The sequence below is a fragment of the Mesorhizobium sp. B2-8-3 genome (assembly GCF_006440815.1).
Taxonomy (GTDB): Bacteria; Pseudomonadota; Alphaproteobacteria; order Rhizobiales; family Rhizobiaceae; genus Mesorhizobium.
Genome location: NZ_VFTW01000002.1, coordinates 244,287 through 268,077, shown reverse-complemented (window position 1 = coordinate 268,077; position 23,791 = coordinate 244,287). Strand labels below are relative to the sequence as shown.

The following is a 23,791-nucleotide window of genomic DNA, read 5'->3' as shown; positions in this document are numbered from 1 at the left end:
TGGCGACCAATTTTTTCCAACTTCAGGCAAAAACTTAGAACAAAGCCATTGATGCGTCTAACAAGCGGCTCTTGTAATTCCGATCGATTTTGCTTCTTAGTTGCGTCATGACTCTCGACCAGTTGCGCATCTTCGTCGCCGTCGCCGAGCACGGCCATATGACCAAGGCCGCCGAGCGGCTCGGCATCTCGCAGTCGGCGGCCTCGGCCGCCATCCGCGCGCTCGAAAGCCAACATGGCGTGCGCCTGTTCAATCGGGTCGGCCGCAACATCGAACTGGCGCAGACCGGCCATCGCTTCCTGCCGGAGGCCAAGGCCGTCCTGGATCGCGCCACCGCTGCCCGCGGCGTTCTGGAGGATGTCTCGCAGACCGTCGCCGGCAGCCTGTCGATCGCGGCGAGCCAGACCATCGCGAGCTACTGGCTGCCGCGTCGCCTTGCTGCCTTCCACGAAGCCTATCCGGCCGTGAAGCTGAGCGTGACGATCGGCAACACCAGGCAGGTCGAGACCAATGTGCTGGACGGCCGCGCCGATTTCGGCCTGGTCGAGGGCCGCACCGAGTCCGACATCCTGCGCCGCGCCACGGTCGATGAGGATCGCCCGATGCTGGTTGTGGCGCGCTCGCATCCCGAGATTCCGATGACCCGGGCGGGAAACCTCGACATCAGGGCGTTGCGCTGGATCATCCGGGAAGGCGGGTCGGGCACGCGCGAGGCGCTGGAGGATTTCGCGCTCAGTCAGGGGGTTCCGCCAGCGGAATTGCAGATTTTCCTCGTCCTGCCCAGCAACGAGGCCGTGCGTCAGGCCGTGGAGGCCGGCGCGGGGGCGACGATCATCTCGGAACTCGTCGTCGCGCGCTCCCTGGCGGAGGGCAGCCTCAGGGCCGTGCCGGTCGAATTGCCGAAGCGCGACTTCGCCATGATCACGCATCGCGACCGCCAGGCGAGCCTCGCCCAGATGGCGCTGAAGGCGCATCTGGGCGGAAAGGTCGGCTGAGCCCAGGCGGCATCCGGACTATGTTCTTGGGATGCTGATCATCGCGAACGCTCGCGATTAGCCGAAAGCCTCCGAACTTCGTCATCCACGGGCGGAGCGACGCGAAGCGGAGCGTAGACCCGAGGATCCATTCCGTGACCTTCGACGTGGAATGCAGCGGAGCAGAATTCTGCACCGGAGCAACGCTTCAAAGTCACGGAATGGATCCTCGGGTCTGCGCGCGTCGCTTCGCTCCTTGCTCCGCCCGTGGATGACGAAGTGACTGGCGTCTTAGTCAACCTCCAGCCCTCACGCGTATTTGCGCTGCGCATCCAGCGCGAGGCCGAGGCCGACCGAGCCGAACATGTCGCCTTCGATGACGGAGGCCTGCGGCACCAGGGAAAGAATCTGCCGCTTCGCCAGCGGGATGGCGGTCGAACCGCCGGTGAGGAACACGGCGGTGATGGCCGAGGCATCGACGCCGGCGTCGGCGATCGTTTGTCTCACCGTCGCGGCCACGCGTTCGATGTCGCCGGCAATGGTCTCCTCGAGGCCGGCGCGCGTGATCTCGGCCGCGAAACGCGCGCCGGGCAGCGACACCTTCACCTCGGCCGAAGACTGGTCGGTCAGCGCGATCTTCGCCCTTTCGACAAGGCCCGCCATCGCATGGCCGTAGCGGTGCTCCACGACATGGATGAAGCGGTCGACGAGGTCGGCCCGCTCGGCCTCGTAACGGATCTGCCGCAGGTCGTTCATCGCCCTGGTTGTGTAGACGAGGTTGATGCGCTGCCAAGTCGCCAGGTCGATGAAATAGGCAGCGGGCAGGTTGCGCTTGTGGTCCTTGGTCCGTGTTAGATAGCCGAGCTCGGGCATGACATGGGCGATGCTGAGCAGCCGGTCGAAATCGGTGCCGCCGATATGGACGCCGCGATTGGCCAGGATGTCCGCCTTGCGGTCGGTCGAGCGGGCGCGCTCCGGCGAGACCCGCACGATCGAAAAGTCGGATGTGCCGCCGCCCATGTCGACGATCAACGCCAGCTCCTCGCGGGCGACCTTCTGCTCGTAATCGAGCGCCGCCGCGATCGGCTCGAACTGGAAAGCGATGTGCTTGAAGCCCTGCGCGCGCGCCGCCTTTTCAAGCTCGCCTTGCGCCTTCGCATCGGCGGCCGTGTCGTCGTCGACGAACTGCACGGGCCTGCCAAGCACGACACTTTCGACCGGACCGCCTGCGTCCTCTTCCAGCCGCTTCTTGAGATGATCGATGAACAGCCCGATGATGTCGATGAAGCCGATCTGGCGCGCCTTGATGCGCGTCTTTTCGTTGGCGAGCGAACTGCCGAGCACGCTCTTCAGCGAGCGCATCAGACGCCCTTCGATGCTGTCGGTGTAGTCGCTGATCGCACGGCGGCCGAAATAGGTGTAGCCGTCCTCGAAGTTGAAGAACACGGCGCTTGGCAAGGTCGGTTGCTCGCCTTCCAGCGCCACCAGTCGCGCCCGGCCGTCGCGGATCACGCCCACGGTGGAATTGGACGTGCCGAAATCGATGCCGCCGAATGCCGATCGCATCGCAGCCTCCTGTCGTTGCCTGGGGCAGGGTTGCCGACGACGCGAAGCGCGCCGTCGTCCGGAAAGCCGGACCGCTCTGCCGAAAATCGAAATGTGTGTGCTTGTCCCTAGGGCTGGGAGGCGGCGATGTATCGCAAAACCGGGAAAAGGGAAACCCTCTTTTCACGGGAAAATGGGTCTTCCCATTTTTCCCGCGGGTATCAATCCTTGCGGAAGATGAGCCGGCCCAGCCAGCCGGTCAGCATGGCGAGCGATATGGCGAACACGCCATAGAGGAAGGAATAGTCGTGCGCGACGCGGAAGATCGATTGCTCGAAGCCGGACTTGCGGATTTCGAGCTGGGCCGAGCTTTCCTTGACGAACATGCCGCTCTTGAACAGGAACGCGCGGGCTTTATGGGTCCCGACCGGCACGTTGGGCGCGAGCCGCACCGTGGCGCGAAACAGGTTCTGCGACAGGAACTGCACGCCGCCGACATTTTCGCTGTAGAGGCCCGTCGCCGCCTTGCGGTCGCGTAGCGCGGCCGTGAATTCCTCGATGGTTGCCGGGCTGTCGGTCTCGTCGGCGGGCTTCATGTAGAGGTTCTGCGCGCCGAGCGAGAGCTGCTTGTATTTGGCAGGCTCGGCGATGTCCTGCAGCGGGCGCGTCGTCGCGACGGAATAGGAGACCGGCACGTTCTCGAACGTCTCCGAGTCCAGGTTGACCCAGACGCCGAGCACCCGGTCCTTGCGCCGAACGACAACAGGGCGTGGCGGGCCTTCGAGCACGACGATCACGTCATAGCGCCCCTGGCGCGCGACCAGCGGATCGGGATTTTCCAGCGATCCGAAGATGGTGAGATCGGCGCCGGAGAAACCCGCCGTGATCGAAACGGCGTCTGTCGACAGGCCGATCTGGATGCTTTCGGCAAGCGGCGTTTGCGCGGTTGCCGGGGAAAGGGCAAAGAGCATCGACAACGAGGCGGCGGCTGCAAATGCTCGTCGTGCCGCCATCAGTTCAGGCCCGCGGCGGAAAGCGAATAAAGATTGGGCGGCGTCACGAAGAGATCGACGGCAAGGCGGATGGCGACGGCCAGCACCAGCATCGCCAGCAGCGCCCGCAACTGCTCGCCGCGCAGCCTCTGGCCAGCCTTGGCGCCATATTGCGCGCCGGCGACGCCGCCGGCCATCAGCAGGAAGGCCAGGATCACGTCGACCGTCTGGTTGGTCGTGGCATGCACCAGCGTCGTATAGGCCGAGGTGAAGATGATCTGGAACAGCGAGGTGCCGATGACGACATTGGTAGGCACCTTGAGCAGGTAGATCAGCGCCGGCACCATGATGAAGCCGCCGCCAACGCCCATGATCGACGACAGGAAGCCGATCCCGGCGCCAAGCCCGAGCACCGGGATGACGCTGACGAACAGCTTCGAGGCGCGGAAGCGCATCTTGAACGGCAGCCGGTGGATCCAGTTGTGCTGTCCGGATTTCTTGAGCACCGGCGCCGCGCCGCTGCGGCTGGCGCGCAGCGCGTTGACGCTTTCGACCAGCATCAGTCCGCCGACGGTGCCGAGCAACACGACGTAGAGCAGCGAGATGAACAGGTCCAACTGGCCGAGGCGGCGCAACAGCGCAAAGACGAAGATGCCGGCCGTCGAGCCGACGATGCCGCCGGCCAAAAGCACGCCCCCCAGCTTGAAATCGAGCGTGCCGCGCTTGAAATGCGAAAGCGCGCCGGAGAAAGAGGAGGCGATGACCTGGTTTGCGCCGGTGGCGACGGCGATCGCCGGCGGGATGTTGTAGAAGATCAGGAGCGGGGTGATCAGGAAGCCGCCGCCGACCCCGAACATGCCCGACAGGAAGCCCACCGCCGCGCCCATCGCCAGCAGCACGAAGACGTTGACGGAAATTTCCGCGATCGGGAGATAGATGCCCACCCGTCTGTCTCGATCAGTTTGTCTGTCGGCCCATAGTGCCGTCCCCGGACAATAAAGCACCGAAAAGCCAATTTTTTCTTGCGACGGCGCGGCGGCGGGTTCAACCCCCGCCGCCGCGCCGAAACAAAAACCATCTCAATCAGTTAACAGGCAAATGTGTGGCAAGGCGTCGCGTATGCGACGCGGCTGCCGTTATTTCTTCGCCAGGAGCGCCTTGACGAGCGGCGCGTCGATCTCGCCGGTCGGCTTCATCTTGTTGTCGGTCTGGAAGGCCATGATGGCGGTCTTGGTCTTGCCGCCCATCACGCCGTCGGCGCCGCCGGCGTCATAGCCGTTCTTGTTGAGGATCAGCTGGATGTTCTTCACCGCCTTCTTCATGTCGATGCTGGCGGTGGTCTGCGGCGCGCTGTCCTGCCAGGACTCCGGAACGTCGGCCGAGTTGGCGGCCGCGTTGAGCGGCTTGGCCTTCCACAATTCCGTGGCCGCGCGCGCCCGCTCGAGCTGCTCGGGCCGCAAAGCGTTGGCGATCTCGTCGCGCTTGGCGGCAGCGTCCTTGTCGCCGGTCTTGGCGACCAGGGCGAACCATTTGTAGGATTCTTCCAGGTCCTGCTTCATGCCGACGCCCTTGGCGGCCAGGATGCCGAGGTTGAACTGGCTGTCCTTGACGCCGAGGTCGGCGGCTTCCTGGAACCAGTGCGTCGCCGATTCATTGTCGGTCACGCCGTCCGCCGCCATGGCGAACAGCACCGCCAGATTGTGCATTGCGCTGGCGTTGCCCTGTTCGGCGGCGAGTTGATAGTAGGTCTTGGCCTTCTTGATGTCGCGCGCGACGCCGATGCCTTTTTCGTAGAAATTGCCGATACGGTATTCGGCCGGCGCGAAGCCGAGCTCGGCCGACTGCTCATACCATTTGGCGGCTGCCTTCATGTCTTCCTTCACGCCGCGCGATTCCGCGTAGCGCGAGCCGATCTCGAACAGCGCCTTGGCGTCGCCGCCGGCGGCCGCGTCGCGCAGCGCCACCGGACCGATTTCGGAGGGAATGTCGAATTTGGCCGCGGCCGTCTGGCTTGCCGCGGGCGGCACGGCGCCTGTCGTGTCGGCGGAGGTGGCAGCCGGCGCGCCGGCGGGGGGGCTCCCGGCTGCGGGGCTGGCCGTCTCTGGGGCCTTGGCCATCGGCTGCGTGTCGCCATCCGTGTCCGTCGCGGTGGCGGCTGCGGCAGGTTCGGACGGCGTCGCCGACGCCATCGGGGCCGGCGCCGGCGCGGCAGGCGCGGCAAGCGCCACTGGCGCGGGCGTCGGTTCGGCCGGCATGGCGGTGGCAGCTTCAGGACTTGCGGGGAAGGAAGCGGCCGGCGCCGCGTCCTTGACGGGCTCTGCCTGCCTGACGGGGCGGGCCGGGGTGCTTTCGGCCTGCGCGGTGTCCGTGTCGGCCTTCGGTGCGGCTGTGGCATCGAGCGAAGCCGTATCGACCGTCTGCGTGGAGACGATCGGGGCGGGCTGGTTGTTGGCCGTTTCGACGGGATCGGCCAAGAAGGCCTTGCCCAGCTGCAGGCCCGCCAGCGCCATCATGATCGCCGCCGCCGCCATCAGGATCGGCTTGCGCCGCGCCTTGAGCAGGTCGCCTATCCTCAGCGCCTTCACCGGGCCGGTCATGGTCGATTGCCGCTTCAGCGTGTCGGCTTCCGCGGCGGCGGCCTGGGCCGCGCGGCGGGCCGCGGCGATGAAATCGGACTTGGCGGCGTCGCCCTCGGCGCGCCGGGCCGGCTGGCCGCCACGCTCGTCGCGCACACGCTTCATGATGGCGTTGAGGTCCGGCGCGCCGGAACCTGGTTCCAAGGGCCGGTTGGCGGCCTTGGGGTCGAGCGGCTCGTCGATGTCGACGCTTGGCACGTCGCCCACCGGCGCCGAGCCGGCAAGCGGCTGCGTATCCGCATCCTTCTTGCCCTTGAAGGCGCGCGCCAGGCCGCTGAACATCGATTTCCTGCGGCCGGCCGTCTCGCTCTTGTCGCCGATCACGTCCGGTCCGAGCGCTGCCATGGCCGCTGCGGCCGCGGCTTCCGCGGGCGTGCGCGGCGCATCTGGCTCATCGCGCATGATCGCCGCCGCGCGGCCTTCCAGACTGGCCATGTCTCCCGTGAGCGGCAGCGGCTGGTCGATGTCCATCGAAGGCGCGTCCTGCACCGCTATCTTGCCGCCGCGGCCGCCGCGCTTGCCGGCCGGTTGCGGATCGACCAACTCGCTGACCGCTTCGCTGGCCTCGCTCGTTTCCAGCGAGCCCAGCCGGTCGACGATCTTCAGCAGCGTGTCGTGGATCGCCTCGAATGTCCGCGAGTTGCGCTCGTCGGAGCGCCGGGTGAGCGCCTCGAGCGTCTTCAGGTCCTGGGCGAGGCCGGCAACGGCGGTCGCGTTGGTCTGGGCCGTGCTGGACGTCGAGTCGGAAAGCGATTTGACGGCGCTCTCGGCCGCCTCGCGCGCCACGCTCAGGATGGAATCGCGCGTGCCGGCCAGCGACTTCTCGATCTGGTTGAGGCGCGGGCTGATGTCTTCGAACTCGGGCAGCGGCGTGCCGGGCTTGGAAAGATGCGCCGAGAGGCCGGCGACCTGCGCTTCCAGGCTGCGGATCAGTGCCGGATCGATGCCCGCGACCTGCTGCGCGGACGATTCCAGCCGGCTGGAAATGTCCTCGAGCCGGCTTTCCAGCCCGCGGATCGCCATCTCGTTGGCGGGATCGGGCGTGCGCGTCTCGATGCGCTTGGCCAAAGCGGTGAAGCGGGCGTCGATCGCCTCCATGATGCCGGCGCTCTCGTCCCGGCGCATGCGCTGGCCAAGCCTGTCCGCGACCTCGTCCAGCCGACGCTCAAGATCGCGGAACAGCATATTGCCCTGTTCGATCGCATCGCCCTGGCGGCGCTCAAGCAGCATTGACAGCGCATCGAAGCGCTGCTCAAGGCCTTGGAAGATCTGGTCGGCATCTGGCATGGCCGGTGCGCGGTCCATCTTGTCGGTGATCAAGGCGATCTGCTTGCCGAGCCGCTCCATGGCCTGCTCGGGCAGGTCCGCCCTGCCGGCCAGCTGATCCACACGGCTGGACAGGAGACTGAGGCGATCCAGAACTTCCGCTCCAGGCCGCGACTGTGCGACCTCTTCGATCTGAACCGCCAGGGAGGCCATGCGCCTCTCGATCCGGCCGAAGCTTTCGGGATCGAAGGCATTGGCCTGCGCGGCCACTGTCGACGCGACGATGGCGCGCGAAATCTCATCCAGCCGCTCGTCGATCATGGCGAGCGTCTCGCCGCCGCGCGCGGTCTGCTGGCCGGCGAAACGGTCGACCGCGCCGGCAAGCGTGCGCACCTTCTCCTCCAGCGAGCGCAGCGAAAGCGATTCCGGCAGGTTGCTGACGGCGCTGCTGATCTGTTCGAGCCGATCGGTCAGCACCGAAAGGCTCGGACCTTCGGCGCGCTTGCGCTGGTCGGCGTCGACGCGGTCCTCGAAGGCGCTCCAGCGGCGGTCGAAATCGTCCCAGCGGCGGTCGACCTTCTGCAGGCTTTCCTCGCGCGCCAGCGTGTCCAGCGCGCCCTTCACCTGTTCCAGTTCCAGTCGCAGCAGGTTGACGCTGCGGTCGTCGCTTTTTTCGGCGAGCGTCTGGATGGCTCCCGAAAGCCGCTCGAATTCGAGGCCGAGCTCGGCGCTGCTCTTGTCGGGCATGCCGCTCGACGGAGCGCCGCCCTGGCTGTTGGCCTGCATGGCGCGATCGATGTCCTGGCGGAACGCTTCGAATTCGCGCTGCAGACCGACGGTCATCTGGTGGCGCAGTTCCTCGCGCAGGCCGCGCAGTTCGACGGCGATCTTGCCGACCATGGCGACGCTGTCTTCCTGGCCGCGCACCCGGTCGATGTCACGCGCGATCGCCTGGTAGCTCTGGCCGAAGGCGGGCGCGGCGGGCGTCGGATTTTGCGGGGCGCGATTTTGCGGCCATTGGTTCTGCGGGCCGGGATTTTGCGGTGCCGGATTCTGCTGCGGCCGGTCCAGCGGCCTTTGCGCGGAATAGGTATCCTCGTACCAGCGCGGCTGGCCGTAAGGCTGCGTGCTTGGATAACGCGGCTGCTCGACCGGCCGCCGCAGGTCGGGGCGATCGGGCATGTCGGCGCGCGTCCGGTCCAGCCGCTGCTCCAGCGTTTCGAGCGAGCGGTTCAGTTCTTCGAGCGAGGGCTGCGGCCGGCGTTGCCTGCCGGCGTTGAGTGTATCGAGATAGGACCGCTTGCTGTTCATCGATGCGCCCGTGTTCAGAATGGCCGGCCAAAGGCCGGTTTCCCAAAGTCCTGTCGGGAACGAAGCGAGCCGGGCGGTTTTGCCGCGGAGGAAGACGGGCTTCCCGGGTTTTCACCCGCGCTTCGAAAAACCGTGAAGAATTCGCTACAGGATAACCACGGGTGACCGACATGCGCACATTTCGCCCAACGTGGTAAACAAGGCGTTAACCAAGCTTAAGAAGCCGCGCATAAATCGTGAGGCGCCTTACAGGTGCGGCATAAAGGTCCGTTTTGACAACGCCCTTGCGTCACCCCGTGGCTGTCGATATAGAATTGACGTAAACGTAAAAGGTGCGAAGCCGTGCCTCTTGCGATTGACTTGTTGCAACCACGATTGGAAGCACGCCCCCGCTTCCATTCAGGCGACGCTTGGTCCGAGACCGCGACGCCACCAGGGGAAAGCCAGTGACCATGAAACTTGTTTCGCCCGGCGAAGCCGCGGCCAATACCAATGACATACCGCTCGAAGCCGGCGAGGAATTCGTCCGCATCGGCGAGATGGCCAAGAAATACGGTGTGACGCTGCGCACGCTGCGTTTCTATGAAGACAAGGGCCTGCTCAATCCGCATCGCGACGGCTCGACCCGTCTCTATACGCGCCGCGACAAGGCCCGCCTGAAGCTGATCTTGCTCGGCCGCAAGGTCGGGTTCTCGCTGCGCGACGTCAAGCAGATGATGGATCTCTACGATCCGACCGGCACCAACACCAAGCAGTTGCGGCTGGCCCTCGACAAATCGGAGAAGCAGCTCGCCCGCCTGCAGAAGCAGCGCGCGCTGATCGACGACGCCATCAACGAGTTGAGCACGTCGATGACGGCGGTGCGCCAGATGCTCGTCGAGCGCACCGCGGCGCCGCAGGCCAGCGCCGCCGGCTGAACGCTGGCCCTCAACAGGGACAATCCCGGAAATGGAGAGCCGCGCGGCTGTAGCGCGCGGCTTTTTTGTCGCCACAATGCCGAATCGCTCACATAAATTTTTGGCTGCGACGAAGTTGACGTTTACGCAAACGTCAATATTTGCTATCGGGGCATCGACATTGGCCCGGCCTTCTGTCCAGGACGTGGATAAGGAACTTGCTGGCCGGCCGGCACTATAAGGGTGGAGGAAGGCATGACGATCTACAGGGCGCCGGTCCAGGACACGCTGTTCGTTCTCAACGACGTGCTGGGCTATCAGCGCTATTCCAACCTTCCGGGCTTCTCGGATGCGACGCCCGACGTGCTCGAGGCGATCCTCGCCGAGGGCGCCAAGCTTGCCGAAAACGTCATGCATCCGTTGAACCGCGTCGGCGACATGGAAGGCTGCGTACGCCATGACGACGGCTCGGTGACGACGCCCAAGGGTTTCAAGGATGCTTACGACCAGTATCGCGAAGGCGGCTGGATGGGGCTTGCAGCGCCTGCCGAGTTCGGCGGCCAGGGCCTCCCTTACGCCGTCCACACCGCCGTCTCCGAATATATGATCTCCGCCAACATGGCGCTGATGATGTATCCCGGCCTGACGCAAGGCGCGATCGCGGCCATCGTCACCCACGGCACGGACGAGCAGAAGGCGACATGGCTGCCCAGGCTGATCGAGGGCACCTGGACCGGCACCATGAACCTGACCGAGCCGCATTGCGGCACCGACCTCGGCCTGCTGCGCACCAAGGCCGTTCCCAACGGCGACGGCACCTACAGCATTTCCGGCCAGAAGATATTCATCTCCGCCGGCGAGCACGACATGTCGGACAACATCGTCCATCTGGTGCTTGCCCGCGCCGAGGGCGCGCCGGAAGGCGTGAAGGGCATCTCGCTGTTCATCGTGCCGAAGCTCAAGCTCGACGCCTCGGGCAATCCCGGCCAGCGCAACACGCTCTCCTGCGGCTCGATCGAGGAGAAGATGGGCATCCACGGCAACTCGACCTGCGTCATGAATTATGACGAGGCGGAGGGCACGCTGCTCGGCGAATTGAACGGCGGCCTGAAGGCCATGTTCACGATGATGAACGAGGCCCGCCTCGGCGTCGGCCTGCAGGGGCTTTCGGTCTCCGAGATCGCCTATCAGAACGCCGTTTCCTATGCCAATGACCGCCTGCAGGGCCGTTCGCTGTCGGGCGCCAAGGCGCCGGACAAGAAGGCCGATCCGATCATCGTCCATCCCGACATCCGCCGTTCGCTGATGACCATGAAGGCCTTCAACGAGGCCGGTCGCGCGCTGGCGTTGTGGACGGCGATCAAGTCCGACGTCGCGCATCGCTCGGGCGACGACAAGGACCGCCAGGCGGCCGACGACTACACCGGCCTGATGACGCCGGTGGTCAAGGGCGTGCTCACCGATAAGGGTTTCGATCATGCGGTGATGGCGCAGCAGGTGTTCGGCGGCCACGGCTACATCGAAGAGCACGGCATGAGCCAGTTCGTGCGCGACGCCCGCATCGCCATGATCTATGAAGGCGCCAACGGCATCCAGGCGCTCGACCTCGTCGGCCGCAAGCTGGCGCAGAATGGTGGCCGCGCGGTGCAGGCCTTCTTCAAGGAAGTCGGCGAATTCTGCGAGGAAAACCGCGCCGACGAGAAGATGGCGTCCTTCACCAAGGCGCTGAAGAAGGGTCTCAACGATTTGCAGGCGGCCACCATGTGGCTGGTGCAGAACGCCGTGGCCAAACCCGACAATGCCGGTGCCGCCTCGACCGACTACATGCATCTCTTCGGCTTGGTGGCGCTGGGCTACATGTGGGCGCAGATGGCGAAATCCGCGCAGGCGAAGCTCGCGGAAGGCGCCAACGGCGCTTCGGTGTTCTACGACACCAAGCTGGTGACCGCGCGCTTCTTCATGGATCGCGTCATGCCGGAAACGGCGACGCGTCTTGCCCGCATCTCGAGTGGCGCGGACACGCTAATGGCGCTGCCGGCGGAAGCGTTCTAGGTTCGGCGGACCGGCACCGCCGGCCCACAATTGTCGGAACGCGGAGGAAATCGTGGCGACAAATCCAGCCGAAATTCTTGGCCTGCCGAAGCCCGCCTGGGCGGCGGACGAAGTCGGCATGCTCTACGACATGGCGTCCCGCTTCATGTCGGAAGAAATCGCGCCGCGCTATGACGAGTTCGAGAAGAACGAGATGTTCGACCGCGAGAGCTGGCTGAAGGCCGGGGCCGCCGGCCTGCTCTGCGCTTCCATGCCGGAGAAATACGGTGGCTCGGGCGGCACCTTCGCCCATGAGAGCGCCATCATCGAGGCGATCGGCCATGTCGGCGTCGACGGCTTCGGCATCGGGCTGCACAATTCGATCGTAGCACCCTACATCCTGCATTACGGTTCCGAGGAGCAGAAACAGAAATGGCTGCCCAAGCTCGCGACCGGCGAGCTGATCGGCGCCATCGCCATGACGGAACCCGGCGCCGGCTCCGACCTGCAAGGCGTCAAGACCCGCGCCGAGAAGGACGGCAATCACTACAAGATCAGCGGCTCGAAGACCTTCATCACCAATGGCCAGCTCGCCAACCTGGTCATCGTCGTCACCAAGACCGAGCCGGACAAGGGCGCCAAGGGCACCTCGCTGATCGTCGTCGAGACCGACGAGGTCGAGGGTTTTCAGCGCGGCCGCAATCTCGACAAGATCGGGCTGAAGTCGAACGACACCTCCGAGCTGTTCTTCAACGACGTGCGCGTGCCGACCTCGAACCTGCTTGGCCACGAGGAGGGCAAAGGCTTCGTCCAGCTGATGCAGCAGCTGCCGCAGGAGCGGTTGCAGATCGGCACCGGCGCGATCGCCATGATCGAGCGGGCGCTGGCGCTCACCATCGACTACGTCAAGGAACGCAAGGCCTTCGGCAAGGCCGTCATCGATTTCCAGAACACCCAGTTCAAGCTGGCCGAACTGAAGACCGAGGCGACCATCGGCCGCGTCTTCTACAATGACTGCGTCGCCCGCCACATCGATGGCGGGCTCGACCCGGTGACCGCCTCGATGGCCAAATACTGGCTCAGCGACCTGCAGGGCAAAGTCGTCGACGAATGCCTTCAACTGCATGGCGGCTATGGCTACATGAATGAATATCCGATCGCCCGCATGTACCGCGACGCCCGTGTCCAGCGCATCTACGGCGGCACCAACGAAATCATGAAATTGCTGATCGGGCGCTCTCTCTGAGCGCGGCGGCCGGCAAAGCCAAGGAGCACGAAAATGACTGAGGCTTACGTCTATGACGCCGTGCGCACGCCGCGCGGCAAGGGCAAGAAGGATGGCTCGCTGCACGAGGTGCCGGCGGTCAGGCTCGCCGCCAGGACGCTCGAGGCGCTGCGCGACCGCAACGGGCTCGACACCGGCACTGTCGACGACATCATCTTCGGCTGCGTCGACCCGGTCGGCGAGGCTGGCTCCGTCATTCCGCGCGCCGCGGCCTTCGAGGCCGGCTACGACACAAAGGCACCTGGCATGCAGATCTCGCGCTTCTGCGCCTCCGGTCTCGACGCAATCAATTTCGGCGCCGCCAAGATCGCGCAAGGCGCGGACGAGATCGTCATTGCCGGCGGCGTCGAATCCATGTCGCGCGTCGGCATGGGCATGTCCGGCGGCGCCTGGTTCATGGACCCTTCCGTCGGCCTGCCCGGCTGGTTCGTGCCACAGGGCATCTCGGCCGACCTGATCGCCACCAAATACGGCTTTTCCCGCGACGACGTCGACGCCTATGCCGTCGAGAGCCAGAAGCGCGCCGCGAAAGCCTGGGCCGACGGCCGTTTCAAGAATTCGGTGATCCCGATCAAGGACCAGAACGGCCTCACCATTCTCGACCATGACGAGCACATGCGGCCCTCGACCGACATGCAGTCTCTGGCCTCGCTCAACCCGTCCTTCGTCATGCCGGGCGAAATGGGCGGCTTCGACGCGGTCGCCGTGCAGAAGCATCCCGAGGTCGAGGAGGTCAATCACGTCCACCACGCCGGCAATTCCTCCGGCATCGTCGACGGCGCCGCCGCCGTGCTGCTCGGCTCCAAGAAGGCCGGCAAGGCGATGGGACTGAAGCCCCGCGCCCGCATCCGCGCCTTCGCCAACATCGGCTCGGAACCGGTGCTGATGCTGACCGGTCCGGTCGACGTCACCGAGAAGCTGTTGAAGCGGGCCAAGATGAAGCAGTCGGACATCGACCTGTTCGAGCTCAACGAGGCTTTCGCTTCCGTGGTGCTGCGCTACATGCAGGCCTTCGACATCCCGCATGACCAGATCAACGTCAATGGCGGGGCGATCGCCATGGGCCATCCGCTCGGCGCCACCGGCGCCATGATCCTGGGCACGGTGCTTGACGAGCTGGAGCGTCGCGACCTCAACACCGCGCTGGTCACGCTCTGCATCGGCGCCGGCATGGGCACCGCCACCATCATCGAACGCGTCTGACGGGGAGAGAAGAAGATGACCTATACCAATTTCACCCTCGACACCGACGCCGACGGCATTGCGCTGATCACCTGGAACATGCCGGTCCGCTCGATGAACGTGTTCACCGAAGAGGTGATGCGCGAGCTCAACGACATCGTCGATAAGGTGGCCGGCGATGCCGCCATCAAGGGCGCCGTCATCACCTCCGGCAAGGATAGCTTCTCCGGCGGTGCAGATATCACCATGCTGCAGAAGATGCTGGCGACCTTCGCTGCCGCGAAGGAGAATGATCTCGACAAGGCGACCAGGGCGCTGTTCGAGAATGCCGGCTACATGACCGGCCTGTTCCGCAAGATCGAGACCTGCGGCAAGCCGTTTGTGTCGGCGATCAACGGCACCTGCATGGGTGGCGCCTTCGAGATGTCGCTCGCCTGCCACGGCCGCGTCGCCGCCGATTCCGACAAGGTGAAGATGGCGCTTCCCGAAGTGAAGATCGGTATCTTCCCCGGTGCAGGCGGCACCCAGCGCGTGCCGCGGCTGACCGACCAGCAGCAGGCGCTGCAGATGCTGACCACCGGCCAGAACCTGACGCCGCAGAAGGCGAAGGCGATGGGCCTGATCCACGAGATCGCCGAGCCTTCGAAACTCGTCGAGGCCGCCAAGGCGATGATCAAGAACGGGCTGAAGCCGGTGGCGCCCTGGGACGAGAAGGGTTTCAAGCTGCCCGGCGGTCCGATCTATTCGGCCGCCGGCGCCAATCTCTGGCCGCCGGCGATTGCCATCCTGCGCCGCGAAACCTACGGCAATTATCCGGCTGCGGCCGCTATCCTGAAATGCGTCTATGAAGGCCTGCTGGTGCCCTTCGACACGGCGCTCAGGATCGAGCAGCGCTATTTCACCGAGATCATGCAGTCGAAGGAAGCGGCGGCGATGATCCGCTCGCTGTTCCTGTCGCTGCAGGAATTGAACAAGGGCGCGCGCCGGCCGGCCGACGTGCCGGAGACCAAGTTCAAGAAGATCGGCATCCTCGGCGCCGGCTTCATGGGCGCCGGCATCGCCTATGTCACCGCGCGCGCCGGTATTCCGGTGGTGCTGCTCGACCGCGACCTGCCGTCGGCCGAGAAGGGCAAGGCGCATTCCGACAGCCTGATGGCCGATCAGGTCAAGAAGGGCCGCGCCAAGCCGGAAGACAAGGACAAGCTCCTGTCGCTGATCACGCCGACGGCGGATTATGCCGACCTTGCCGGCTGCGATCTCGTCGTCGAGGCGGTCTTCGAGGATTCGAGCGTCAAGAAGGAAGCCACCGAGAAGGCGGAAGCGGTGCTGAAGTCGTCGGCGATCTTCGCTTCGAACACGTCGACGATCCCAATCACCGCTCTGGCGAAGAACTCGGCGCGGCCGAAGAATTTCATCGGCATCCACTTCTTCTCGCCGGTCGACAAGATGATGCTGGTCGAGATCATCCTCGGCAAGAAGACGGGCGACAAGGCCTTGGCCGTCGCCTTCGACTTCGTGCGCGCCATCAAGAAGACTCCGATCGTCGTCAACGACACGCGCGGCTTCTACGTCAACCGCTGCGTGCTGCGCTACATGTCGGAAGCCTACAAGATGCTTATCGAGGGCGTGCCCGCGGCGATGATCGAGAACGCCGCAAAGGCTGCCGGCATGCCGGTCGGCCCGCTGGCGCTGACCGACGAGACGGCCGTCGACCTTGCCCAGAAGATCATGAAGCAGACCATCCGGGATCTCGGCGAGAAGGCCGTCGATCCCAGGCAGATGGCGTTGATCAACACCATGGTCGACACGCATGGCCGCTTCGGCCGCAAGAACGGCAAGGGTTTCTACGACTATCCGGCCAAGCCGGCGAAGAAGAAGCTGTGGCCGGGCCTCAAGGACCTCTATCCGCAGCTCAACCCCGACAAGGTCGACTATGAGGAACTGAAGCAGCGCCTGCTGGTCGCCATCGCGCTGGAAGCGGCGCGGGTGATGGAAGAGGGCATCGTCACCGATCCGCGCGAGGCGGATGTCGGCTCGATCCTCGCCTTCGGCTTTGCGCCCTTCACCGGCGGCGCGCTGTCCTACATCGACGGCATCGGCGCCAAGCGTTTCGTCAAGATCGCCAAGGGCCTGCAGAAGAGATACGGCGCCGAGTTCAAGGCGCCGAAGCTTCTGCTCGACATGGCCGAGAAGGGCGAGACCTTCTACCAGCGCTTCGACCCCTACCAGAAGGGTGAGGTCAGAGAGGCGGCCTGACAACGAAGCCGGGATGTATGTCTGGGCGCGAATGGCCCGCACCATGGCCACGGCGGCGAGCCGTGGCCCTTATCGGGTCGGCGACGAAAGCCGGCTGGCCTTCCGCTGCCTGCCGATCGACATCGATTTCAACCTGCATCTGAACAATGCCCGCTACATGATGCTGGCTGATCTCGGCCGCATCGATATCTTCCTGCGCGTCGGCCTTATCGCGCTTGCACGCAAGAATGGCTGGGCGCCGATGATCGGCGGGCTGCAGGTGGCCTATGTACGCGAGATCAAGCTGTGGCGCCGCTTCGAGGTGGTCTCATCGATCGAGACCTGGGAAGGCACCTCCGTCATCGGCAGGCATCGTTTCGTCCTCGATGGCGGCGAGACGGCGGCGCTGATCCTGACCACCGGCGGCGTCTATGACCGCGGCGGCCGCCGCTTCCTCGACATCGACGAGGTCGTCGCGGCGCTCGGCCACGCCGCCAGTCCACGCCCGCCGACCGAAGCCGAGCGGGCCTTCATGCTTTCGCACCGGAATTTGCGCGAACAGGCCAAGGCCGCCTGATCGCGCTGACGTGGTCAGTCCGACTTGCCGGGTCAACAACGGCTTGGATCACATTTTACAGGCGCGGGCGTCGTCGGCTTTTTGGCGAAGGATTTGGATGATATATTAGTTTTATCTAATAAAACTGTTGACCACGGGAGCGATCATCATGCGCATGATGTTGAGAATTTCCGTTCCGACCGTCGAAGGCAACAAGGCACTCAAGGACGGCAGCATGGCGAAGTTCATCGAACATACCCTGTCGGACCTTAAGCCGGAGGCCGCCTATTTCACCGCCGAAAAAGGTCAACGAACGGCTTACCTGTTCGTCGATATAAAGGACAGTTCCGACATGCCTCATTTCGGCGAGCGGTTCTTCCTGGCTTTCAATGCCGCCGTGGATTTCGTGCCGGTCATGAATGCGGAGGAACTCAAGAAGGGCCTGCCCAAGGCTTTGGCCGGGATCGGATAGGTCGCGTAAGGACGCGAAAGCCACGCAGATTTCTCGATGTCCATCGGCCACGCCGATGGACAATGGTGTGGTCGCGCGCTAGACAGGCTTGAGGCATTTTTTCCTGTTCTGAAGGAGAGCGCGCGTGCTCTCACACGACCGCGTATGGGCCGCAATCGACGCTCTCGCCGAGCGCTATTCGCTTTCGGCTTCCGGCCTTGCCCGGCGTGCGGGCCTCGATTCGACGGCCTTCAACAAGTCGAAGCGTCTGTCCTCCGACGGCCGGCCGCGCTGGCCCTCGACCGAATCGCTGGCCAAGATCATCGAGGCCACCGGCGCTTCGCTGGAGGAATTCACCGGACTGGTCGAAGGACGCGGCGGGGCTTCCGTCGCCCAACATCGCAGCGCGGTTCCGTTGCTCGGCTTCGCCCAGGCCGGCTCGGGGGGCTTCTTCGACGATGCCGGCTATCCGGCGGGGCAGGGCTGGGATCTGGTCGAGCTTCCGGCGCGGGCGACCGAGACGTCCTACGCGCTGCAGGTGCAGGGCGATTCCATGCTGCCGCTCTACCGCAACGGCGACGTGCTGATCGTCGAACCGGGCGCGCCGACGCGCAAGGGCGATCGTGTCGTGGTCAAGACCACCGCCGGCGAGGTGATGGCCAAAGTGCTCGATCGGCAAACGGTGAAATCGATCGTGCTGGTTTCGCTGAACCCCGCCCACCCGGACCGTGACATCCCGGCGCGCGATATCGAATGGGTGGCGCGCATCATTTGGGCGAGCCAGTAGGTCCCGGACCGGTGCGGCTTCTTCAAACAGCCCTGGCGGTTCTGGCGCTTCCGGTCATGGCGGCGCTCGTCGTGACCGGCGGGCGCGCAATCAAAGGCCATGAGAGCACGATCGCGGTGGATCAGATCGATCCGGACGCGCTTGCAGATCCAGGCACTGAGACGCCGCCGGAAGAGCCGGCGACCTCGGCCATTCCCGCGCCTGCCACTCCGCAGCCACCGGTTCATTCGAGGGCCATCGATCCCGAAGTGGTGGCGCCGCCCGCTCTTTCGGACAACGAACTCGAACGGGTGGAACCGCGCGCGCCGCTCAGCGATCTGGCGCTGGCCGGGCCGCCCAAGCCGCCCAAAACGAAGATGCCAGGCGACTGGAACGGCACGAAATTGTTCCAGCCGGTCGCCATCGCCGCCGGGCTGATCGAGTCGAAGGGCTATGCGGTCGCAGTGTCCGGCGTGGATGTCGTCAAGGCGGACGAAACCTGCGCCGACGAGGGCAAGAGCTGGGCCTGCGGCGCGCGCGCCAGGACAGCCTTCCGCGCTTTCCTGCGTGGCCGGGCGGTCGCCTGCACCGTGCCGCCCGAGGGCGGCCGCGACACCATTTCCGCTGAATGCCATATCGGCAATCAGGACGTCGGCCAGTGGCTGGTCGAGAATGGCTGGGCACGCGCCGCGCAAGGCGGTCCCTATGTCGAGGCCGAGAACAAGGCCCGCACGGCCAGGAAGGGTATTTTCGGCTCGGCGCCTGAGCTTGACGGTCTGCCGGCGCTGCCGGCCGCGTCAGATCCGGCGCCGGTTGCACCGGATTCGATCCTGCCGGCCGATGGCGGCGACGTTACGCCGCCAACTGACCAGCCAGCGCCCGCTCAATGAGCGCGCGTGTCTCGGCGATGCCGTAAAGCGCCGCGAACGAACCGAAGCGCGGCCCGCGCTCCTGGCCGATCAGCACCTGGTAGATCATCTGGAAGAAGGCGACCGACACGCCTGGCCCGCCTTCCGGGCTCTGCTTGGAGTGGTCCTGGTAGCGCTCGATCTTGCGCGCGACGTTGAGCGCCGCGTTCTGGATCGCCTCGCCGTCGGCGCCCTGCGGCAGCGCGCCGAGCGCGTCGGAAAGCTTGGCCAGCGCCTCGCGCTCCATCTCGTCGGCGGCACGGTAGACCTTGGTCGGCTTCACGAAGTCGTCGAAATAGCGGATCGCGTAGCCGGTCAGCCGGTCGAGTTCCGGATGCGTCTTCGGCGTCACGCCCGGCGCGTGCCGCGAGATGAAGCCCCACAGCACGGCCTTGTCATGCGCGTTGGAGGCGCTCACCAGGTTGAGCAGCAGCGCGAACGGTACCGGCAGGTCGATAGCCGGCGGGTTGCCGTCATGCATGTGCCATACAGGATTGCCGAGCCGCTCCTTCCAGTCCTGGCGCGGATAGGCGCCAAGGAAAGCGTAATACTCGTCAACCGCCTTCGGGATGACGTCGAAATAGAGCTTCTTCGCCTGCCGCGGCCGCTGGTACATATAGAGGCCGAGGCTCTCGGTCGGCGCGTAGGTCAGCCATTCGTCGATGGTCAGGCCATTGCCCTTCGACTTCGAGATCTTCTGGCCTTCCTCGTCGAGGAACAGCTCGTAGACGAAATGCTCCGGCGCGCGGCCCCCGAGGATGTTGCAGATGCGGTCGTAGATCCCGGCGTTGGTCTGGTGGTCCTTGCCGAACATCTCGAAGTCGACGCCGAGCGCCGCCCAGCGCATGCCGAAATCCGGCTTCCACTGCAGCTTCACATGGCCGCCGGTGACCGGCAGCGTCGTCTCCGTGCCTTCGTCGTCGAAGGTGACGGTGCCGGCCTTGGCGTCGACATTTATCATCGGCACGTAGAGCACGCGGCCGCTCTTCGGCGAGATCGGCAGGAACGGGCTGTAGGTCGCCTGGCGCTCCGGCCCGAGCGTCGGCAGCATCACGCCCATGATCTCGTCATAGCGCTCCGCGGCGCGCAGCAGCACCTCGTCGAAGCGGCCGGCCTTGTAATACTGCGTCGCGCTGGCGAATTCGTAATCGAAGCCGAACGTATCGAGGAAACGGCACAGCATCGCGTTGTTGTGGTCGGCGAAGCTCGCATAGTCGCCGCCGAACGGATTGGGCACCGAGGTCAGCGGCATATGCAGGCAGGGTTCCAGCGCCGCGCGGTCCGGCACGTTCTCCGGGATCTTGCGCATGCCGTCCATGTCGTCGGAGAAGCACAGAAGCTTGGTCTTGACCTTGTCCTGCGTCAGCACGCGGAAGGCGTGGCGCACCATGGTCGTGCGCGCCACCTCGCCGAACGTGCCGATATGCGGCAGGCCGGACGGGCCGTAGCCGGTCTCGAACAGCACGGTTTCGGGAAAATCCTTGCCCTTGTAGCGGGCGATGATCTTCTTGGCTTCCTCGAACGGCCAGGCTTTGCTCTCGGCCGCCGCGGCAAGCATCTCGGGATTGAGATCGATGATGTTTGATCCCGTCATGTCAAAGTTCCAGTCATGGCCGTCTGTGCGGCGGATAAGGTTTGTCGACCGGTCTCTAGGCGCGCGAGATCGGAGCGTCAACGATTTGCGGCGGTTTTCCTTGCGGCGCCACAATCGCGCTCTTACGTTCGAGCCTCACTTTCAAGGAGTTTTGAATGCCTTTGCTGACGCCGCACGAAGCCCTGATCCACCTGATGGTCATCACGTCGGCTTCCGATCGCGACATGACGGATGTCGAGCTGGCGCGGATCGGCGATGTCGTCCGCTCCTGGCCGGTCTTCGTCGATTTCAACCAGGACAGGCTAATTGCGGTGGCGCAGGCCTGCCAGAAGGCGCTGCACGACAAGGACGGGCTGGAAGGCGTGCTGGCGCGCGTCTCCGAAGCGCTACCCGAGCGGCTGCGCGACACTGCTTATGCCGCTGCCTTTGAAGTAGCCGCCGTCGATCTCGAAATGCGTATGGAGGAAGTCAGGGTGCTGCAGCTCATCCGCCTCAAGCTCGACCTCGACACGCTGACCGTCGCCGCGATCGCGCGTGCGGCGAAAGCCCGCCTGCGCACGCTCACCTGAAGAAGGCTGCAGACTTAAAAGAAGCTGACAGGAAAATAGCGCAGATAGAACTCGGCGAAGCTGCCTTTGATCGAGATCTCCTGCAGCGCATAGTCGAAGGCGGCGGCAAGCGCGGTGTCGCTCTTGCGGGTGGCGATCGTCATGCCCGAGCCCAGATATTCGGGCGCCAGATACGGACCGCCGGCGAAGCGGCAGCAACCGGCGGCGTCCGAACCGCCCAGCCAGAAGGCGAAGCGCATGCCGTCGCCGAAGGCGGCGTCGATCTTGCCGGCCTTGAGGTCGGCATAGAGGTCTTCCGGCGTGTCGAAGGTCACCACCTGGACGGTGTTGAAATAATCGCGCAGCATTTTCTCATGCGCCGAGCCGGCGACGACGCCGACCCGCTTGCTGCGCAATTTGTCGAGGATCGGCTCGGCGAAGGCCTTTGCCTTGGGCATGATGAAGCGGGCTGGAAATTGCATGTAGGAGCGCGAGAAGGCGTATTTCTCACGGCTCTCCGGCGTCGCGGCGATGCCGGCGATGATGGCCTCGCCTTCGCCTTTCTGGAGAGCGCCCTCCAGTTCGTTCCACGGCAAGGCCTGGACCTGGCATTTCTCGACGACGTCCAGTTCCGCGCAGATCGCCCGCGCCAGATCGATGTGGAAACCCGACAGCCGGCCAGCGCCATCGAGGAAGTTGAAGGGCGGAAAATCGGTGGTGGTGAGGAATCTGAGCCGCGGCAGCGCGGAGAGGTCGGGTTTCGGCAGCCGCTCCTTGGCGTCCCACAGCACCGGCACCTGCGGCTCCGCCGCCTGAGTCGCATCGGCGAGAAGCAACGCGCCGCCCACCAGCGACATCAGGGCCAGAAATATCCACCGCAAGATCACGATATGGCTCCGCGCCTGTCCCCGTTCCTCGGCTTTTCGTATGAAAATGGGGCAGGCACAACGGTTTTTGATTTCAGGCGGCCGAATTAAGCGTATGATTCGGCGTGTTTGCAAGTGACCTGCGTGCCGGAAGGGGGAAGCTACCGGCTTTGCTGAGGCAATTGCGACCCGAGGTTGATGGCGAAGGGGTGTTCGGGCATCTACCGTCGGCAATGAGAAAAATAGAAGCAACATGGGGTAGATGTTGCGATGGGCCTGTTTGACAGAACTCTGGAATACATAGACCAGTTGCAGCATGCTGGCACCGCGGCCGCGGTCTGCGAGAGGTTGCTCGGCGTCACCTCGAACTTCGGCCTGACCGCATTGATGGCGGGAACCGTGCCGCAGCCGGGCACGCCGCGTGGCCGGCAGAAACAGCATGTGATGCTTTGCGATTGGCCCGGCGATTGGCTGGAGCGCTATGTGGCGCGCAACTATGTCGACCACGATCCGGTCGTCAGTCACATGAAGCAGCTTCAGGCGCCGTTCCAATGGCGGGACGCTTCAAAAAACGCCCTGATCGACAAGAGCAGCGACGAAGTCATGGGCGACGCCCGCGAGTTCAAGCTGCGCGACGGCCTGGCATTTCCGCTGGTCACGCTCGACGGCCAGATCGTCATGGTCTCGCTGGGTGGCGAATCCGTTGACTTGTCGGATGCGGAATTCGGAATGGTGTCGCTCGCATCGACCTATGCGATCGGCCGCGCCATGCAACTGCACACCAAGGCCGAGAGCGTCATCGATCACATAGAATTGACGGCGCGTGAGCGGGAATGCCTGCAATGGGCCGCAGTCGGCAAGTCTGAATGGGAGATATCTCAAATTTTAGGCATCTCGGAACACACATCTGAGAAACATCTTCTTAACGCCAAGAGCAAACTGGGCGCAGCCAACCGGGTGCAGGCAGTCGCGGAGGCGATTAGACGTGGCTATATTAGCTAGGTCGGCCGTGCCGACCTAGAAATTCTTGCCTGCGCATTCGCGCAATATTTTAAGGGACATCACGGCCGTATCTTCCTCTTAAGCCTAGGAGACGGCTAATGCTTTTTGCCCTTACCACTCAGGAATTGATGGAACGTCCCGACCTCTGGGAGGCGGTCCATCGCTTGCGCTACAAGATCTTCGTCGAGGAGATGGGATGGACCGATCTTGATCGTCCGGACCAGCTCGAGATCGACCAGTTCGATCATGACGAGGCCGAGCACCACCTCGTCATCCGCAACGGCGAGCTGGCTGGCTACCAGCGGATGCTGCCGACCACACGGCCGCATCTGCTCACGGACGTGCTGTCGGATCTCTGTGAGGGACCGTCTCCCTCGGGGCCGAATGTCTGGGAACTGACCCGCTACGCGGTGGCTCCGGGTTTTCGCGACGGCAAGCGCGGCGTCTCGACGGTCGGCACCGAACTGATCGCCGGCTTCGTCGAATGGGGCCTCAAGCGCTCCGTCAATCAGGTCATCATCGAGTTCGAGCCGATGTGGGTGCTGCGGGCGCTGCAACTGCACTTCCTGGCAAAGCCGCTCGGCTACCAGCGCACCTATGGCAACCAGCAGGTCGTGGCGACGCTGCTCACCTTCACCGAGCATACGCTCGATGTCGTTCGGGCCCGCCGTAACCACCACCTGCCGGTGCTGAACCGGGGTTATCCCGGTCTGCTCGGCCTCAAGCAGGCTTCGTGATGGAGGCGGT

At 64.5% G+C, this 23,791-nt stretch carries 19 protein-coding genes; 13 read left to right on the top strand and 6 right to left on the bottom strand.

What is annotated here, in order from left to right:
- The first annotated feature begins 107 nt into the window (after window positions 1-107).
- The gene (locus FJ418_RS04135; RefSeq protein ID WP_140854183.1) at window positions 108-995 is read left to right on the top strand and encodes a LysR family transcriptional regulator; all 888 of its coding nucleotides are present in this window, start codon (window positions 108-110) and stop codon (window positions 993-995) included.
- A gap of 288 nt (window positions 996-1,283) precedes the next feature.
- On the opposite strand, the gene FJ418_RS04130 is transcribed toward FJ418_RS04135, so the two are convergent.
- From FJ418_RS04130 to FJ418_RS04115, 4 genes are all read right to left on the bottom strand, one after another.
- A complete protein-coding gene (locus FJ418_RS04130) occupies window positions 1,284-2,540 on the bottom strand; it encodes an Hsp70 family protein (RefSeq protein ID WP_140863778.1) in 1,257 nt (418 codons plus the stop codon).
- Window positions 2,541-2,740: 200 nt separating this feature from the next.
- Window positions 2,741-3,532 carry a TIGR02186 family protein gene (locus FJ418_RS04125; protein WP_140782189.1) on the bottom strand — a complete coding sequence of 264 codons (792 nt, stop codon included), beginning with the start codon at window positions 3,530-3,532 and terminating at the stop codon, window positions 2,741-2,743.
- Complete coding sequence (locus tag FJ418_RS04120; RefSeq protein WP_027169296.1) at window positions 3,532-4,455, bottom strand: sulfite exporter TauE/SafE family protein; 924 nt, start codon at window positions 4,453-4,455, stop codon at window positions 3,532-3,534. Before FJ418_RS04120 ends, FJ418_RS04125 begins: the two co-directional genes overlap by 1 nt.
- A gap of 192 nt (window positions 4,456-4,647) precedes the next feature.
- Window positions 4,648-8,724 carry an SEL1-like repeat protein gene (locus tag FJ418_RS04115; protein ID WP_140863775.1) on the bottom strand — a complete coding sequence of 1,359 codons (4,077 nt, stop codon included), beginning with the start codon at window positions 8,722-8,724 and terminating at the stop codon, window positions 4,648-4,650.
- Window positions 8,725-9,176: 452 nt separating this feature from the next.
- Here FJ418_RS04115 and FJ418_RS04110 point away from each other — a divergent pair, with 452 nt between their 5' ends.
- The 9 genes from FJ418_RS04110 (at window position 9,177) to FJ418_RS04070 (ending at window position 19,016) form a co-directional block, all read left to right on the top strand.
- Window positions 9,177-9,641, top strand: coding sequence for a MerR family DNA-binding transcriptional regulator (locus FJ418_RS04110; RefSeq protein WP_140659424.1), 465 nt, complete (start codon window positions 9,177-9,179; stop codon window positions 9,639-9,641).
- 234 nt (window positions 9,642-9,875) lie between these two features.
- Complete coding sequence (locus FJ418_RS04105; RefSeq protein ID WP_140863772.1) at window positions 9,876-11,672, top strand: acyl-CoA dehydrogenase; 1,797 nt, start codon at window positions 9,876-9,878, stop codon at window positions 11,670-11,672.
- Between the two features lie 52 nt (window positions 11,673-11,724).
- On the top strand, window positions 11,725-12,897 hold the full coding sequence (locus FJ418_RS04100) for an acyl-CoA dehydrogenase family protein (RefSeq protein ID WP_140863769.1): 1,173 nt from the start codon (window positions 11,725-11,727) through the stop codon (window positions 12,895-12,897).
- A 33-nt stretch (window positions 12,898-12,930) separates the two neighbouring features.
- Window positions 12,931-14,139: an acetyl-CoA C-acetyltransferase gene (locus tag FJ418_RS04095; protein WP_140645285.1), complete on the top strand. Its 1,209-nt coding sequence runs from the start codon at window positions 12,931-12,933 to the stop codon at window positions 14,137-14,139.
- 15 nt (window positions 14,140-14,154) lie between these two features.
- Window positions 14,155-16,374, top strand: coding sequence for a 3-hydroxyacyl-CoA dehydrogenase NAD-binding domain-containing protein (locus FJ418_RS04090; protein WP_140863766.1), 2,220 nt, complete (start codon window positions 14,155-14,157; stop codon window positions 16,372-16,374).
- 13 nt (window positions 16,375-16,387) lie between these two features.
- Window positions 16,388-16,930 (top strand): thioesterase family protein, encoded by a 543-nt coding sequence (locus tag FJ418_RS04085; RefSeq protein ID WP_140854195.1) that lies wholly within the window; start codon window positions 16,388-16,390, stop codon window positions 16,928-16,930.
- A 214-nt stretch (window positions 16,931-17,144) separates the two neighbouring features.
- Window positions 17,145-17,381, top strand: coding sequence for a hypothetical protein (locus tag FJ418_RS04080; protein ID WP_246682934.1), 237 nt, complete (start codon window positions 17,145-17,147; stop codon window positions 17,379-17,381).
- Window positions 17,382-17,505: 124 nt separating this feature from the next.
- Window positions 17,506-18,147, top strand: coding sequence for a helix-turn-helix transcriptional regulator (locus FJ418_RS04075; protein ID WP_140863764.1), 642 nt, complete (start codon window positions 17,506-17,508; stop codon window positions 18,145-18,147).
- An 11-nt stretch (window positions 18,148-18,158) separates the two neighbouring features.
- A complete protein-coding gene (locus FJ418_RS04070; RefSeq protein WP_348643079.1) occupies window positions 18,159-19,016 on the top strand; it encodes a thermonuclease family protein in 858 nt (285 codons plus the stop codon).
- On the opposite strand, the gene FJ418_RS04065 is transcribed toward FJ418_RS04070, so the two are convergent.
- Window positions 18,979-20,628 (bottom strand): lysine--tRNA ligase, encoded by a 1,650-nt coding sequence (locus tag FJ418_RS04065; RefSeq protein WP_140863760.1) that lies wholly within the window; start codon window positions 20,626-20,628, stop codon window positions 18,979-18,981. The genes FJ418_RS04070 and FJ418_RS04065 overlap by 38 nt on opposite strands.
- A 155-nt stretch (window positions 20,629-20,783) precedes the next feature.
- On the opposite strand from FJ418_RS04065, the gene FJ418_RS04060 reads away from it, so the two are divergent.
- Window positions 20,784-21,197 (top strand): tellurite resistance TerB family protein, encoded by a 414-nt coding sequence (locus FJ418_RS04060; RefSeq protein WP_140645278.1) that lies wholly within the window; start codon window positions 20,784-20,786, stop codon window positions 21,195-21,197.
- A 14-nt stretch (window positions 21,198-21,211) separates the two neighbouring features.
- Here FJ418_RS04060 and FJ418_RS04055 read toward each other — a convergent pair whose 3' ends face one another.
- The gene (locus tag FJ418_RS04055) at window positions 21,212-22,033 is read right to left on the bottom strand and encodes a transporter substrate-binding domain-containing protein (protein ID WP_140864074.1); all 822 of its coding nucleotides are present in this window, start codon (window positions 22,031-22,033) and stop codon (window positions 21,212-21,214) included.
- 279 nt (window positions 22,034-22,312) lie between these two features.
- On the opposite strand from FJ418_RS04055, the gene FJ418_RS04050 reads away from it, so the two are divergent.
- Together FJ418_RS04050 and FJ418_RS04045 are read left to right on the top strand one after the other, a co-directional pair.
- Window positions 22,313-23,044 (top strand): LuxR family transcriptional regulator, encoded by a 732-nt coding sequence (locus FJ418_RS04050; protein ID WP_140659408.1) that lies wholly within the window; start codon window positions 22,313-22,315, stop codon window positions 23,042-23,044.
- Between the two features lie 98 nt (window positions 23,045-23,142).
- Window positions 23,143-23,781 (top strand): acyl-homoserine-lactone synthase, encoded by a 639-nt coding sequence (locus FJ418_RS04045; protein ID WP_140645276.1) that lies wholly within the window; start codon window positions 23,143-23,145, stop codon window positions 23,779-23,781.
- The last annotated feature ends 10 nt before the right edge of the window (window positions 23,782-23,791 follow it).

What these genes read in the sequence shown, in the direction of transcription:
- FJ418_RS04080 (WP_246682934.1), top strand. Translation starts at nt 17,145, where the DNA reads ATGGCGAAGTTCATCGAACATACCCTGTCGGACCTTAAGCCGGAGGCC.
- FJ418_RS04105 (WP_140863772.1), top strand. Translation starts at nt 9,876, where the DNA reads ATGACGATCTACAGGGCGCCGGTCCAGGACACGCTGTTCGTTCTCAAC.
- FJ418_RS04050 (WP_140659408.1), top strand. Translation starts at nt 22,313, where the DNA reads ATGGGCCTGTTTGACAGAACTCTGGAATACATAGACCAGTTGCAGCAT.
- FJ418_RS04125 (WP_140782189.1), bottom strand. Translation starts at nt 3,532, where the DNA reads ATGGCGGCACGACGAGCATTTGCAGCCGCCGCCTCGTTGTCGATGCTC.
- FJ418_RS04045 (WP_140645276.1), top strand. Translation starts at nt 23,143, where the DNA reads ATGCTTTTTGCCCTTACCACTCAGGAATTGATGGAACGTCCCGACCTC.
- FJ418_RS04090 (WP_140863766.1), top strand. Translation starts at nt 14,155, where the DNA reads ATGACCTATACCAATTTCACCCTCGACACCGACGCCGACGGCATTGCG.
- FJ418_RS04130 (WP_140863778.1), bottom strand. Translation starts at nt 2,540, where the DNA reads ATGCGATCGGCATTCGGCGGCATCGATTTCGGCACGTCCAATTCCACC.
- FJ418_RS04065 (WP_140863760.1), bottom strand. Translation starts at nt 20,628, where the DNA reads ATGACGGGATCAAACATCATCGATCTCAATCCCGAGATGCTTGCCGCG.
- FJ418_RS04110 (WP_140659424.1), top strand. Translation starts at nt 9,177, where the DNA reads ATGAAACTTGTTTCGCCCGGCGAAGCCGCGGCCAATACCAATGACATA.
- FJ418_RS04060 (WP_140645278.1), top strand. Translation starts at nt 20,784, where the DNA reads ATGCCTTTGCTGACGCCGCACGAAGCCCTGATCCACCTGATGGTCATC.
- FJ418_RS04095 (WP_140645285.1), top strand. Translation starts at nt 12,931, where the DNA reads ATGACTGAGGCTTACGTCTATGACGCCGTGCGCACGCCGCGCGGCAAG.
- FJ418_RS04085 (WP_140854195.1), top strand. Translation starts at nt 16,388, where the DNA reads ATGTATGTCTGGGCGCGAATGGCCCGCACCATGGCCACGGCGGCGAGC.
- FJ418_RS04055 (WP_140864074.1), bottom strand. Translation starts at nt 22,033, where the DNA reads ATGTCGCTGGTGGGCGGCGCGTTGCTTCTCGCCGATGCGACTCAGGCG.
- FJ418_RS04135 (WP_140854183.1), top strand. Translation starts at nt 108, where the DNA reads ATGACTCTCGACCAGTTGCGCATCTTCGTCGCCGTCGCCGAGCACGGC.
- FJ418_RS04115 (WP_140863775.1), bottom strand. Translation starts at nt 8,724, where the DNA reads ATGAACAGCAAGCGGTCCTATCTCGATACACTCAACGCCGGCAGGCAA.